This window comes from Flavobacterium sp., from assembly GCF_013823965.1.
In the GTDB taxonomy this organism is placed as follows: Bacteria; Bacteroidota; Bacteroidia; order Flavobacteriales; family Flavobacteriaceae; genus Flavobacterium.
On sequence record NZ_PNNA01000074.1, the window covers coordinates 85,917 to 100,843 of the forward strand.

Sequence of the window (14,927 nt, forward strand, 5' to 3'; positions counted from 1 at the left end):
ATAGAATGTTTGACAAAAAAAATCCCAAGTGAACTTGGGATTTTTTTTTGAATTATTTTATCAAATATTCCTGCATATAGCGAATCACCGCCAACCGCTGAAAATCGACATTGGATTTCTTTTTAAATCCGTGACCTTCATCTTTAGCTTCCAGATACCAAACGGTATTTCCCTGTGCTTTTAATTTGTCGCGCATTTGTGTGGCCTCGGTTACGGGAACTCTAGGGTCATTCGTGCCTTGAATGATAAACATTGGTTTTTTGATTTTCTCAATATTGTTTAAAGGAGCCATTTTGTCAAAAAAGGCCGCCATTTCTGGGATTCTCTCGTCGCCATATTCCACTCTTCTTAAATCTCTTCGATATTCTTCGGTGTTTTTCAAAAAGGTATTAAAGTTGGAGATTCCAACAATATCCACGGAACATTTGATTCTATCGGCATAATGAAAGGCTGTTGCCAAAGTCATGTAACCGCCATAACTTCCGCCCATAATCATGATTCGATCTTTGTCCAATTCGGGTTGTTGTGCAATCCAGTCTAATAAAGCGCCGATATCTTTTACAGAATCTTCTCTTAAAAAACCATTGTCTTTGGCAATAAATGTTTTTCCAAAACCAGATGAACCACGCACATTAGGAAAAATTATGGCAACACCCATTTCATTGGTGTAGTAATTATTGGAACCCAAGAACGAAGCCATCGACTGACCTTCCGGTCCACCATGAATATTGATTACAACGGGTCTTTTTCCGGTGAATTTTGCAGCAGCAGGATAATAAAACCCGGATATTTTGAGATTGTCAAAGCTTTTCCATTCGATAAATTTTGGAACAGACATATCGGATGTTTGCATCTCGCCTAATTCGCTTTCTGTCCAACGTTGAATAACTCCGGTTTTAAGGGTTAATTTGTAAACATCCGATGCTGATTGTGCGGTAGATTGGGTAAAGAACAACGCTTGTTTGTCTTTTGTGAAATTGGCACCACCAATTAATCCTATGGGAATATTTTTTACGGCCAAGTATGATTTGTCAAGCGCATTCATTAAATACATTTTGTTCAATCCCGCTTCATTGGTAATAAAAACGATTGATTTTTTGTCTTCTGACAAATTGTAATTTTCAACATTCCAAGGGATTTTTGAAGTGTAATAGTTTACTTTTTTTGTGTTTAAATTCATGGTGGCAAGACGTTCAAACTCATTGTCTTTGTCTGTTACAAACCATATTTCATCAGTTGCATCCGAAAACGAAGCGCCAGATTGAATGATTCCCTTTGATTTCCTATCCGTAACTTCGGATAATTTTCCGGATTCGGTGTCCAATAACCAGATGTGTGATTCATTGGCCGAAACATATTCGCCAATTAAAAGTTTTTTGCCGTCGTTTGAAACATCAGATATTCCCCATCCGCCGCCTTTTACTTGCAAGATTAATTTATCGGATTTTGGATTATTGGGATCCATATAATAAATGTCACGGTCACCTCCATTTCTTTTGGTTGAAGAATAATAGAAACCTTTTCCGTCTTTTCGCCAAGTTACGCCTCCATTTTGTGAACGACCACCGTCGGTCAAAAGCGTGGATTGCAGCGTTTTTAAATCGAGTTTGTATAATTGTCCAAATTCGTTGCCGCCTATATCCTTGGAATAAACCAGATAGTCACCTTTTAAAGGTTCGTAAGAAGCTCCGCTGACGGGTTCGTCAAAAAAAGTTATTTGCGTTCTGGCTCCCATTGGCTTTGAAACACGGTGAAACTGGGGTGTCGAACCAAAACGAGTACTGATGATAATTTCGTTTTTTGTTGGATGAATTTCTGCCAAAGAGGCACCACGGGTTTCGGAATATTTTTTTACCTGATTAGCGAGTTCTTTGGGGATTTCGGCAATATTCTCGGTTATCAAATTTTCATTGGGAATAACGACATTTTTCTTTTCTTGGGCGCAAATGACCAAGAAAGACAGTAGTGCAGGAACTAAAACAATTTTTTTCATTTTCATAATGTTTAAATTAATTGATTTACGATAGCATTAAATTCGAGCTTTCCGAATGGAATAATTTACCAAATACAAACCACATAATGTGATGGCGCCTCCAATTGCAATCGCCATTGTGAGCGGTTCGCCAAAAATCATTGTGCCTAATAAAATCGCAACAATTGGGTTCATATAGGCATAAATACTGCTTATTTCTGCCGGAAGCCTTTGAATCATGTAAATGTAAGCAATGAAGGTTAACACAGATCCAATGATTACCAAATAGCCTATTGCCCACCAAGAATTTATTGGAATTGAACTCATGTTTACTCCCGTTCCGGTAGCTCCAACAATCGCTAAAGTGATAAAACTTGAAATCAGCATCTGTAATCCTAAACTGAAATAAGGATTAAAACTCGCTGCTTTTTTTCGAGTATATAAAGTTCCAAAAGCCCAAGTTAAGGTTGCAATCAGAGAAATAAAAATCCCAAATCTAAAATCAGGTTTCAAAAAATCGGCCAGATGATCGTAGAAAATGACGCAAATTCCTCCGAAACTCACGACCAATCCAAGAATTGATAATCGGGCCATTTTTTCTCCTCTAAAAACAGTAATCAATACAATCCACAGCGGAAAAATAGCGCCAATAATAGCACCCAAACCACTGCTAATGTATTTCACGCCCCAAGTGCTTAGTCCGTTACTCAACACAAAATTAAGAATGCTCAGGATAAAAATGGCTTTCCATTGTTTGCCTTTTGGCCAAGGTGCTTTTTTATATAAAAAGAAAGAAACATAAAGGAAACCACCTATGAATTGCCTAATTCCTGCAAGTTGCAAAGCCGGCATGTGTTTCACGCCTTCTTTTGAAGCAAGCCAAGTGGTTCCCCAAAAAAAACTCACCCAGCACAATGCCAGAACGGGTAATCCAATGATATTAATCCTGGACGAAACAGCATTTTTTATTTTAGTTTTCACTTTATAAATTCGATTTTTTTAACTCAAAATTGTTTTTCCAAAAGTAGGGATTTCATAATTAAACTTTTGAAAAAGTTAGGCCAAATTGCGGGCTTTTTAGGATATTACACATTGCTACTTTTTCTTGTTTTCCCGAATAAGACCTTAGGTTTAAATCTTTTAAAAATATTGTGATTTTTTGTAGTGGTCGTGTGAAATTTTGTATTATTTTTGAGACGAAAAGTCTTTAAAACAGTGTCTTATTGGCTTTTATTTCTTTCAAACAAATTCAAAACAAGAATTTAGATTCATTGGAGACAAAAGAATGAAATATCAAATTCAAGATGTATAAAAAAATCTCTGTAAGAAATTTTAATCCTATATGGAAGTCTTTTGCAGTCCTGATTATTGGACTTGCTTCAACTTTTGGTGTTTCCAATTATTTCAAACAAGAAGAAGAAATCAAGCTTCAAAATGAGTTTGCCCTAATCTGTAATGAGGTTAAATCAAAAATTTTCACCCGAATTAATATACAAAACCAATTTTTGATTAGCAGTTCCTCCTTTTTTGAAGCATCTAATTCAGTTACCCGAAGTGAATGGAAACGTTTCAATAAGTTTTCAGGCGGAAATGTAAAATTTATGGGCGTTCAGGGTTTTGGTTTTTCCCCCATTATAAAAAAAGAAGAACTAAAAAAACACATTTTAGCCATTCGAAAAGAAGGATTTCCTAAATATACTGTTTTGCCAGAGGGTGTAAGAGAAGTTTATACTCCCATAATATATCTTGAGCCGTTTGATGCACGAAACGCTCCAGTATTTGGTTTCGACATGTTTTCGGACTCTGTTAGGCGAAAAGCGATGGAGCAAGCCCGAGATCAAAATATGCCGGTGTTTTCAGGAAAAGTGACGCTGCGTTTAGAAACAAAAAAAAATGTCCAGGCCGGAACATTAATTTATGTTCCGGTATACAAAAATGTGCCGTTAAACACAGTTGAAGAGCGTCGAGGAGCTATTATTGGCTGGGTCTTTAGTGCTTTTCGAATGGACGATTTAATGAAAAGTATTTTGGGAAGCAGGTATTTAATTGACAAAACAAATATTCATTTGCAAGTTTATGATGGTGATGTCATTTCTCAAAAAACGCTCTTGTTTGACAGCCAAAAAAATAGAGTAAATAGTGGCAATGAAACAAAGCTTAGAAAGCAGATACATCCTATTGTGGTTAGTAATAAAAAGTGGACATTAGTTTTTTCGCAGCCAGTTGAAAGTGCATTTTTCTTTTCGACCAAAACACTAATCATAGCAATTGGCGGCTTAATAATAAGTTTGTTATTATATGCATTGTCCTATTCATTACTTGCAACCAAACAGCGTGCGAGAATTATTGCCGAGCAATTAAATCAAGACTTGTCTGTTAAAAACAAGGAGTACGAACGCATGAACAAATCGCTCAGCAAAAACTATAAAAAGTTGATTGATTCCAAAGAAAAATTAAAAGAAACAAACGGACAATTACAGAAAGCCATTGTAAAAGCGGAAGAAAGCGATAAATTAAAATCGGCTTTCCTGGCCAATATGAGCCACGAAATAAGGACTCCCATGAACGGAATAATGGGTTTTACCCAATTGTTGAAAGAAGACAATTTAAGTCCCGAAGAACAGAGAAATTATATTGAAATCATCGAAAAAAGTGGAACTCGTTTGTTCAACATCATCAACGACATTGTTGATATTTCAAAAATTGAGGCCGGACAAATGAATGTCAGCCTTTCCGCAACAAACGTTGATGAACAAATGCAGTACATAAACACCTTTTTTAGACCTGAAACCCAAGACAAAGGATTACAACTTTTACTTAAAAATTCTTTCGACAAAGAGGAAACCATCATTAGGTCAGACCGCGAAAAACTATATGCCATTCTTATCAATCTGGTTAAAAACGCCATCAAATACACTGTCAAAGGAACAATTGAATTTGGATATGAAAAAAAAGACAACCAGATTGAATTCTTTGTAAAAGATTCAGGAATCGGTATTTCAAAGGACAGGCAAAAAGCCATATTTGAACGATTTGTTCAAGCTGATTTTACCGACAAAATGGCTCGACAAGGAGCGGGTTTGGGCTTGGCCATTGCAAAAGCTTATGTAGAATTGTTGGGCGGCAAAATTTGGGTCGAAAGCGAACCCGAAAAAGGATCAACGTTTTATTTTACGCTTCCCGATACCATCAAGCCAGAAGAAAAAGATAATACACAAAACAACATATCAATTCATCAAGCCAATTGCGAGGTTAAAAATCTCAAAATACTGGTTACCGAAGACGACAAAATATCCAGAATGCTTATTCTAAAAGTTATTGAGTTATTTAGCAAGGAAATACTAACGGCACAAACAGGCGTGGAAGCAGTAGAGATTTGCCGAAATAATCCAGATATCGATTTGATTTTGATGGATATTCAAATGCCCGAAATGAATGGATATGAAGCCACCAAGGAAATTAGAAAATTCAATTCGGAGGTTGTCATTCTGGCTCAAACCGCTTTTGCGCTCGAAGGAGACAAAGCAAAAACCATAGGAGCCGGCTGCAATGGTTATATTTCGAAGCCCATTAAAAAAGAAGAATTGGCCAATTTACTCCAACATTATTTTGGCAAAGCGGAAAAACTGGGCTAATCATTCAGCAGCGTTCTATAATTTCGGTTTTACAAAAGTATATCCCAAAACAGTTTCAATTTTTGAACTCGAAATGATTTTGCCGAAACCTTGATGTTCTGTATTAAATTCAGGCAAATCTAGATTCAAATCGATGGCTTTTTGGGTGTAATATTCCTTCCGACTCGGATGAAAAGGCGTCACCGCATTGAAGGTTTCGTTCCAAGAATTTGACTCAATAATCTCCAGCATTATGCCAATGCAATCCTCCTGATGAATCAGGTTTATGGGAGCATTTGGATTATCAATGTTTGTTCTTCCTGCCAAGAATTTTATCGGATGTCGGTCTTCGCCAATCAATCCGCCAAAGCGCAAAATGGTAGTTTTAAAATTCGAATTGCTTTGCAGAAGTTGTTCAACTTGCACCAATTGTTTGCCGCTTTCGGTTTCGGGATTTGGTTTTGTTTCTTCAATCACAACCAAGTTGTCTTCGCCATAAACCGATGTCGAACTAATGAAAAGCACGTTTTCAATTGTCGATTTTTCTATAAATGGAACCAGGTTTTCGATTTTGGAAATAAAATTTTCCTTTGAAATGCCTCTCAATTTGGGAGGAATGTCAATTATTAAAATCTTCGAATTTTCTAGAAAATCGCTGAGGTTTCCAGTTGTTTCATTTTCTGAAAGTGCAATTAAATAAGGCTGTATTCCCAAGTTTTGCAATACTGAAAGTTTTTCGACAGAAGTCGTCGAACCCTTTACGGAAAATCCATTTTTAAGCAAAACTTTTGCCAAAGGCAAACCCAACCAACCGCAACCCAGAATACTAATTTGTGTCATTTTTATTTTATCAATGTGTCTTTAACAATCGCTAAACTATCTTCTGGAATTACACTTCTAACCTTTAAAGTTATTGGTTTAACCGTTTTCGTCGAAGGTTTTATTTTCTCTTTAATTATCACGGCATCGTTCAAAACATAAGGCGTTGGCATCATCCAATCGGCTCTTTTTGCCATTTTAAATAACGGATTGTTCATCAAATCAAAGGAACTTTCCATTAAATCCAAATCTAAAACACTAGAAGCGACAATGCTGAATTCTATTTCCAGCGGAAGTTGATCCACCACATAATAACTCAACAATTTCTTGCCTTTTCGCTCGTATTTGGAACCTTTTTGTCCCAATAAAGACAAGCCATTGGCCTTGAAATTTTGAATCGCCAAAGCTTCATTGGCAAAAACATCGTAACGATTCACTTTTCGGGTTGGCGTAATTCGTATTTTCAAATAGCGATTTTCACCAACAACGCTGTCTTTTAGAAATTCGACAACGGGTCTCGAAAGGTTTTTAATGGGCGCGTCAGCCATAAAAGTAAAACCGGAATTGTATTTACTTTTCAGCGGATTGTTGTTTAAATCTTTGGCGTCTTTTGGGTTTTGGCCTAAATAGGTTTTGGTCCAATCGTCCAAATTAGTGTCGTAAGTCGCCCAAGTTGCCTTGTTTTTTTCGGCATCCAAAACATAAACCAAGCTGTTGGATTTGGCTTTGCCCAATTCATAACCGGAATTGTAATGCGCTTTAGCAAAAAATCCAATGGCAAGTACCAACAAAATCATTGACGCCGTTCCTTTTCGCATAAACGAACCGAAAACCGGTAGCAGTAAACCAAAAGTCAAGGCCGTTAAAATGGCGCTTCCGAACAAGACTTTCAAGCCCAAACCAATAGGGAACATTTGGATAAATGGTGCAATAAGCAACAAGGCGGGAATACCCAAAAAGAGATTCAAAATCCATTTGGACCTTTGGGTCAACACAAAGAAAGCCAACGCTAGCAATCCTGCAAAAACGGGAATGATCAAAAATCCAGCACCTTTAAGGAAGAAAGCCAGTAATCCATTGATGAGAATCCAAAGGAATAAGGGTGCCACATAATGGTTCATCGTCACTTTTTTGGCGGAGAATTTTTGGTAAAAAGCAAAACAAATCGACAAAGTCAACAGGACAAAAGCCGCAATGTAATCGTGGCCGTTATAGGTAAACCCGTTGAGCAAATCGTTGTATTGTGGATAGAGTATCAGCAATAATTTCCATCCCAAAAACGTGATGAATCCCGAAACGAATACTGAACCCAACAACGGAACAAACCCTTTGACCATTTCTGGAAAAGACAAAAGACGTTTGCCCATTCCGATGAATACCAAAAACAAAAAGAACACAAAAGCGATAATCACCATTGGCCAAACCCAACTAAAAGGATAACTTATGAAACTAAATGGAATCGAAAAATAAACGTCGTCTTCGGTGGCTTGTGTTGAATTCAAATCGGCATTTGAAAAATAATCCAGCAACGGCATCATATATTTTCCTTGATGCGCCAAGGTGTTTTTGCTCAAATGCTTGCTGTCGTCTTGCGCCGTGTGGTAATTGTAATGTCCGTCGATAAAAGCAAAATTGTAGCCCTGAATATTGCCTTGTTCCCTGAAAACGGTCAAATCGGTATCGTTGGGCAACATTTTGTAAATGCTGTACATCAAGGAATTCGACACGGGATATTTGACGCCTGCAGCCAAAAATTGGTTGACCAATCCGGCATTTCCAGCATTGGTTTCCATCAACATATAACTTGGGCCGGAACTTCCTCGGGCTTCAAAATTCAAGACCAAACCCACTTCTTTTGCCCAATGGTGCTGGGTCACAAAAAGTGCCGCACCGTTCAACCCCAATTCTTCGGCATCCGAGAATAGAATAATGATGTCGTTTTTGGGTTGTTTTTTGTTGTAAGTAAAAGCACGAATACTTTCAAGAATGGTCGCCACGCCCGAACCTGCATCGCTGGCGCCTTTTGAATAGGAATGTGGCGCGCTGTCATAATGCGAAAGCAGGAGCAAGGCTTTGTTGTTATTTGTCCCTTTTATTCGAGCCAGAATATTTTTGCATTTGGTCAAAGTGCCCCAATCCGAAAAAGCAAATCCTTCTTGAATGGAAGTTTGCAAACCCATGTTTTGCAGTTCTTTTATCAAATAATTGGCCACAACATCGTGATTTTCAGAGCCTACAAAATGCGGTTTTTGGGATATGTTTTTGACCTGTTCCAAAGCTCTTTGGGTCGAAAATTCCGAAAGTGGCGCATCATCATCGGATGTCCATTGCGGCATCATCGTGAAGAATGTAAATCCAAGAATGACAAGGATAAATAAAAGGGATAAAACAGAAGAATAACTTTTTTTCATAATAGTAGATTGGGGAGTCTAAATTTCTTTTTTGACTAGTAAATAGTAGTCGTCTTCCAGAACACGATAACCTTGGTCGTAAACAAAATAGTAGGTGTTTCCAGTTTTGGTTTCCAAAATATTGGTAAAAAATTCAAAATCGAATCCCTTGCTCAATAGTTTTGATTTGGTGGTTTTTCCTTTTCCATCGACGTTCAATGCCGATAGAATGCGGTAGTTTTTGCGCAATTTATTGTTCACGTTGCGCATAAAATTAGTACTGTCTTTATTAATCTTGTTGTTGTAGGCATTGCGACAACCATCGCTGCAAAACTTTTTGTCCTCGCGACCCACAATTTTGTCTCCACATTCCAGGCAGGTTTTGTCCATTTTTTTTCGTTTTTCTTAAAATTGGTCTTTGTGCGACAAGGCTTGTTCAATATGTGCCAAATGGTGGTTGCAATGCCAGGCGTATACTCCAATGGTTTCCTCTAAACTAGCTAATTTGAGGTGTTCTGGATGAAAAAATTGTCTTTTTAATTCTTTTTCTCCAAAGCTTTTCAAAAGAAAAATCCAACGAGCGTGAACACCTTCGATGATTTGAAGGGATGGCAAAATAGTGTCCGAATTCCCATCGGCGAGTTCAGCCCAGAGTGCTTCTTCGTAGGGTTTTATGGTAGGAACATCTTCGGTCAAGGCCAGTTTGAATCGGATAAAACTATTTATGTGGCTGTCGGCACAATGATGCACGACTTGTTTGATGCACCAGCCTTTTGGTCGGTAAATCCAATTCAGTTCTTCGACAGAAAGTTCTTGAGTCAGTTTTTTTATTTTGGAAGGGAAATTTTCAATGGTTGCTATCCAGGTTTTCAAATTATTTTCGGTTATGGGGTCTGGTCTGTGAAATTTTCCAATCGGGAATTTCAGCTTTTCTAGGTCGAAATGTTTTTTCATTGAATAGTCATTAAATCTTTTAAAATCAATCAAATGTAACAAATAATTTCCATTTACAAACGGTTACAAATAGTTACAACCGAAAGTAAGCAGTTATCTACCGAATAAGTTTTGAAAGCGGTCGCATCTTTGCCCTGTTGAATGGAACGAACGATTCAACAAATTATACACTAACAATTAAATTTTACACGCCATGAATGCAATGAAAAACAAAGTACAGTTAATCGGTCACGTAGGACAAGAGCCAGAAATCAAAACTTTTGATGGAGGAAAAAAAGTAGCCAACATCACATTGGCAACCAATGAAGTTTATTACAAAGAGAACGGAGATAAAGTTGAAAAAACCGAATGGCACAAAGTAAAAGCTTGGGGGAAAACTGCCGAAATCATCGAAAAATATGTTATCAAAGGCAAGGAAATTTGTATAGAAGGAAAACTGACCTACAGTGATTATCTTGACAAAAATGGAGAAAAAAGATATGTTACCGAAGTCGTGGCAAATGATATTTTGCTTTTGGGCAGCAAATAATTTTTAAAAATCGCAGCCATGAACATTAAAGTCTTTAATATTCGCCTCGATAAAGAGCATTGCCTGGAAGATCAAAACAGGATGAACCAGTTTCTTGATTCTGTCGAAATCAAACTTACTTCGACTAATTTTGTAACCACTACCACTGTTGATTTTTGGTCGGCCGTAGTTTTTTTTGAACCTAAAAAAGAAATAAAATCCACGGTTGTAGAAAGGGAATTAACAGATGAAGAAAAGAAAATTTATGCGGCTTTGAAAAAATGGAGAAGTGACAAGGCACAGCAATTAATGTTGCCCCATTACATGATTTGTCATAATTCGGAATTGGCTTCCATTGCTGTCCAAAAACCTCAAATTCTTCAGGATTTTAAAACTGTCAAAGGTTTTGGTGAAAATAAGACGGCCCATTACGGAGACGATATTATTTCACTTTTAAACGCTTTGTGATAATTTCAAATTTATACGTTTTGCAATAATTTAAAACCAAAAAATGCCCTCTTAATTGGAGGGCATTCTTGTTTTGTATCAGGATACAACTTTCAATAAATCAAACATAGGACAGCGGTCGCAACGTTTCTTCTCGCTTTTTTTGTATTTTTCGCAACAAGTAGACTTGCACTTTTCGGCCTTCTTGATTTTCTCAAGTTTGTCTTTTTTCTTTTTCTTCTTTTTTTCCTTTTCTTTCTTGCTCACTTTGTAAAGAATTAAAAACCAATACAAAGATATATTATTTTTATCTATTCTAAATAAGCTTCGTTGTTTTTTATTAAAAAAAACGCCTTAAAGAAAATGAATTCTTTAAGGCATTTAGTTTCTGTTGTAAAGTTGTATTTATTTTGGCGCGGCAGCACTTGCGGCAACGGCAATTTGTTGAATGTCACGATCAAACAAGTACAATCCTCCTTTGTCATCGCCAATCAAGTTGATTTTGTCCAAAATGGTTTTGGCAGTGGCTTCTTCCTCGATTTGCTCGGCAACATACCATTGCAAGAAATTGTGAGTGGCATAATCTTTTTCTTCGAAAGTGATGTGCACCAATTCGTTAATCGAATTTGAAACAAAAATTTCATGTTTGTACAATTCTTCAAACATTCCTTTGAAGGTTTCGTAGGTGGTTTTGGGCGCTTTCAAATCAGTGATTTGGGCGTGGCCTCCGCGTTCGTTTACGTATTTTATCAACTTGAGCATATGCAAGCGTTCTTCGTCAGATTGCGCATACATAAACTTAGCGATTCCTTCCAGGCCATTCACTTCGGCCCAGCAAGCCATTGATAAATAAATTTGAGAAGACTCGGCCTCAATTCTAATTTGTTTGTTTAAAGCGACTTCTATATTTTTTGACAGCATATTTGTAAGTTTTTAGTAAAGTTAAAAAAAATAATTTAAAGCAAACTACGGCTTTACGAAAAGATTTCACTTCTAGGAATTCTTTTAAAATAAAGGTTGTTTAATTAAAAATAGTGGATTTTTTGCATTCAATTTATCAAAAAGCAAATGCAGACTATTTATTCATCAATTCCTGAAAACAATCCACAAATTGCCCCACGTGATAACCATCCACCAACCCATGATGCGCGTGAATTGACAGCGACATCGTTCTTTTGCCATCTTCGCCAACCATCATTTTTCCAAAAGAAATTTTGGGGCAACTATCCGGAAACGTATAACTTCTGGCGTGAGAAAGTGAGGTAAAATTGATCCACGGAACTGCCGAAAAATGAATCAAATTGTTGTTTGGAAATTCACGGGTCAAAAGACCGGTCGTGTTTTGAATTCTTTCGATTTCCTCGAACGTATTTTTGGCAAAAACATCGAAATCAGGAGCATATTCAATCAACGAAAATCCGAAAGTGTTGTCTGCACGCAGTATGGTTGCCGAGACTTCAATCCTGTCGTAAACGCAAACTGCATCGTCAATTATGCGATATCGAAAGGGTTCAATCGTGTTTACCGCAACCATCGTTTTATGCAAATAATACACAAAAAAAGAGGTTTCCAATTCCTTGGCAGTTGCGTACGCCTTGGTGCAATCTATTTCGACGGTCAATCCAAAAAAAGGTTCCTCGAATTGTTTGAAAAACAAAAAATGTTCCTTTCTGGGCCAGTTTTCTATGTCTAAAAAAGTTTTCACGATTACACTATTTTTAAGACATCGGTTATTTTTTCGAAAGCATAAAAGTTTTCATGCTCCACCTTGAAATCGATTCTTTCGTGTGCCCAAGTCGTGTGAAACGGAACGTGAACGGCATAACCGCCAATGGCCAAAACCGGCAAAACATCCGATTTTAGGGAGTTGCCAATCATAAAAAAATCTTCGGGCTGTATTTCCAAACGTTTCAACAAATCAGAATAATCTCTTTCCTGTTTGTCCGACATCACTTCAATATGGTGAAAATATTTTCCCAAACCCGAGTTGTGCAATTTTCGGCGTTGGTCCAGCAAATCGCCTTTGGTGGCAACAACGAGTTTGTATTTTCCGTGCAAAGCTTGCAAAGTTTCCTCGACTCCGTCCAGTAATTCAATGGGTTTTTCGAGCAATTCTTTGCCGTATTCAATGATTTTCTCGATGATTTCAACAGGAATGGTGTTATTCGAAATTTTCATCGCTGCCTCGATCATCGAAAGGATATAGGCCTTGATGCCGTATCCGTAAATTTTCAAATTATCGATTTCAACCCTGAAAAGTTCCTGCGAAATGCCTTGGTGCGACAAATAATCACTCATCAAGGCGCAGAATTTTTCCTCCGTTTCCTGAAAATAAGGTTCGTTTACAAACAAAGTGTCGTCGGCGTCGAAAGCAATTACTTTTAGGTTCATTTCTTAATATATTTTACCGCAGATTCACAGATTTTAAATTTAATTTTTTTAAATAATCTGCGGTTAATTTTCTTTAATTTATAGTTTCCCCATTTCCAACCCCATCAGAACCTGTACTGAGCGAAGTCGAAGTATCCGGATTTACGAAAACCAGTTTTCCTTCGGCGTTGTTGGTCATCAAAATCATTCCCTGACTTTCCACGCCACGAAGGTTTCTTGGAGCCAAGTTTACAAGAACAGTCACTCGTTTGCCAATAATATCTTCCGGTTTAAAACTTTCGGCAATTCCCGAAACAATCGTGCGAACGTCAATTCCAGTATCCACTTTTAAAATCAATAATTTGTTGGCTTTCGGCATTTTTTCGGCTTCCAGAATCGTTCCCACACGCAAATCCATTTTAGCAAAATCCTCAAACTGAATTAAGTCTTTTTGCGGTTCTGCTACTTTATTTTCAGCATCATTGGCGGTTTTGGTAGCTTCCAGTTTGTCTATTTGTTTTTGAATTTCTTCGTCTTCAATTTTAGCAAATAGCAATTCCGCTTCTCCAATTTGGTGTCCCGAAAGAATCAAATCAGAATTGTCGGCAACGGTATCCCAATTAATTAGATTTTCAATTTTAAGAATTCGGGATAATTTGGCAGCTGTAAATGGCAAGAAAGGTTCGCAAAGGGCACTCAAAGCGGCAGCAATTTGCAATGCCACGTACATTTGGGTTTTGGTACGCTCTTCATCCGTTTTGATCATTTTCCAAGGTTCTTCATCGGCAAGATATTTATTTCCCAAACGGGCAACATTCATCAATTCGCCCAAAGCTTCACGGAATCTGTATCGTTCGATAGAACTCGAAATTACAGCTGGATAAGCTTTCAATTCGGTCAAAGTTGCTTCGTCTACTTCAGAAAGTGCGTTCGGACTTGGAACAATTCCTTCGTAATATTTGTTGGTTAAAACCACCACACGATTGATGAAGTTTCCAAAAATCGCTACCAATTCATTGTTGTTTCTCGCCTGAAAATCTTTCCAAGTAAAATCATTATCCTTTGTTTCTGGAGCATTCGATGTTAAAGCATAACGCAAAACATCTTGCTGATTCGGAAATTCTTCTAAATATTCGTGCAACCAAACTGCCCAATTTTTTGACGTAGAAAGTTTGTTTCCTTCCAAATTCAAAAACTCATTTGCAGGAACATTATCCGGCAAAATATAACTTCCTTCCGCTTTCAACATTGCAGGAAAAATGATACAATGAAAAACAATATTGTCTTTCCCAATGAAGTGAACCAGTTTTGTATCCTGATCTTTCCAGTATGGTTCCCAATCTTTTCCTTCTCTTTGAGCCCATTCTTTGGTAGAAGAAATATAGCCAATTGGTGCATCAAACCACACGTATAATTTTTTTCCTTCGGCACCTTCAACTGGGACATCAATTCCCCAATCCAAGTCACGAGTTACCGCACGAGGCTCTAATCCGCCGTCAATCCAAGATTTTACTTGTCCGTAAACATTCGGTTTCCAGTCATTTTTATGTCCTACAAGAATCCATTCTTTCAAGAATTCGTCATAACGATCCAAAGGTAAAAACCAGTGTTTAGTTGATTTCAAAATAGGCGTTTCTCCCGTAATTGTCGATTTTGGATTAATCAAATCCGTAGCGTTTAATGTTGAACCACATTTTTCGCATTGGTCACCATAAGCCTCTTCATTTCCACATTTCGGGCAAGTCCCAACAACAAAGCGGTCTGCCAAGAATTGATCCGCTTTTGCATCATACAATTGCTCCGTAACTTCCTCAATAAAATCACCTTTATCGTATAAAGTTCTGAAAAACTCA

General features: G+C 37.4%; 13 protein-coding genes. 3 read left to right on the forward strand and 10 right to left on the reverse strand.

Annotated elements, in window-relative coordinates:
* Positions 1-52: 52 nt before the first annotated feature.
* A complete protein-coding gene (locus C0430_RS08680; protein WP_290868273.1) occupies positions 53-1,993 on the reverse strand; it encodes an alpha/beta fold hydrolase in 1,941 nt (646 codons plus the stop codon).
* Between the two features lie 36 nt (positions 1,994-2,029).
* On the reverse strand, positions 2,030-2,953 hold the full coding sequence (locus C0430_RS08685) for an EamA family transporter (protein ID WP_290868276.1): 924 nt from the start codon (positions 2,951-2,953) through the stop codon (positions 2,030-2,032).
* Between the two features lie 323 nt (positions 2,954-3,276).
* Here C0430_RS08685 and C0430_RS08690 point away from each other — a divergent pair, with 323 nt between their 5' ends.
* Positions 3,277-5,607: a CHASE domain-containing protein gene (locus tag C0430_RS08690; protein WP_290868278.1), complete on the forward strand. Its 2,331-nt coding sequence runs from the start codon at positions 3,277-3,279 to the stop codon at positions 5,605-5,607.
* Positions 5,608-5,622: 15 nt separating this feature from the next.
* Here the strand turns inward: C0430_RS08690 and C0430_RS08695 are convergent, their stop codons facing one another.
* The 4 genes from C0430_RS08695 to C0430_RS08710 are packed head-to-tail and all read right to left on the reverse strand — an operon-like array spanning position 5,623 to position 9,749.
* Positions 5,623-6,426, reverse strand: coding sequence for an SDR family oxidoreductase (locus C0430_RS08695; RefSeq protein ID WP_290868280.1), 804 nt, complete (start codon positions 6,424-6,426; stop codon positions 5,623-5,625).
* Between the two features lie 2 nt (positions 6,427-6,428).
* Complete coding sequence (locus C0430_RS08700) at positions 6,429-8,816, reverse strand: M28 family peptidase (protein WP_290868282.1); 2,388 nt, start codon at positions 8,814-8,816, stop codon at positions 6,429-6,431.
* 18 nt (positions 8,817-8,834) lie between these two features.
* Positions 8,835-9,185: a hypothetical protein gene (locus C0430_RS08705; protein WP_290868285.1), complete on the reverse strand. Its 351-nt coding sequence runs from the start codon at positions 9,183-9,185 to the stop codon at positions 8,835-8,837.
* Between the two features lie 15 nt (positions 9,186-9,200).
* Positions 9,201-9,749 (reverse strand): YfiT family bacillithiol transferase, encoded by a 549-nt coding sequence (locus tag C0430_RS08710; RefSeq protein ID WP_290868287.1) that lies wholly within the window; start codon positions 9,747-9,749, stop codon positions 9,201-9,203.
* Positions 9,750-9,942: 193 nt separating this feature from the next.
* Here C0430_RS08710 and ssb point away from each other — a divergent pair, with 193 nt between their 5' ends.
* The gene (gene ssb, locus C0430_RS08715; RefSeq protein WP_290868289.1) at positions 9,943-10,278 is read left to right on the forward strand and encodes a single-stranded DNA-binding protein; all 336 of its coding nucleotides are present in this window, start codon (positions 9,943-9,945) and stop codon (positions 10,276-10,278) included.
* An 18-nt stretch (positions 10,279-10,296) separates the two neighbouring features.
* Entirely contained in the window at positions 10,297-10,725 is a 429-nt protein-coding gene (locus tag C0430_RS08720) for an HRDC domain-containing protein (RefSeq protein ID WP_290868291.1), read from the forward strand.
* 384 nt (positions 10,726-11,109) lie between these two features.
* On the opposite strand, the gene C0430_RS08725 is transcribed toward C0430_RS08720, so the two are convergent.
* The 4 genes from C0430_RS08725 to metG all read right to left on the reverse strand — a co-directional run.
* The gene (locus C0430_RS08725; RefSeq protein ID WP_290868293.1) at positions 11,110-11,625 is read right to left on the reverse strand and encodes a ferritin; all 516 of its coding nucleotides are present in this window, start codon (positions 11,623-11,625) and stop codon (positions 11,110-11,112) included.
* Between the two features lie 154 nt (positions 11,626-11,779).
* Positions 11,780-12,409 carry a chloramphenicol acetyltransferase gene (locus C0430_RS08730; protein WP_290868296.1) on the reverse strand — a complete coding sequence of 210 codons (630 nt, stop codon included), beginning with the start codon at positions 12,407-12,409 and terminating at the stop codon, positions 11,780-11,782.
* Positions 12,410-12,411: 2 nt separating this feature from the next.
* A complete protein-coding gene (locus C0430_RS08735) occupies positions 12,412-13,095 on the reverse strand; it encodes an HAD family hydrolase (protein ID WP_290868298.1) in 684 nt (227 codons plus the stop codon).
* 73 nt (positions 13,096-13,168) lie between these two features.
* Positions 13,169-14,927 (reverse strand): methionine--tRNA ligase (metG, locus tag C0430_RS08740; RefSeq protein ID WP_290868300.1); only part of this gene is annotated, 1,759 nt, incomplete at its 5' end.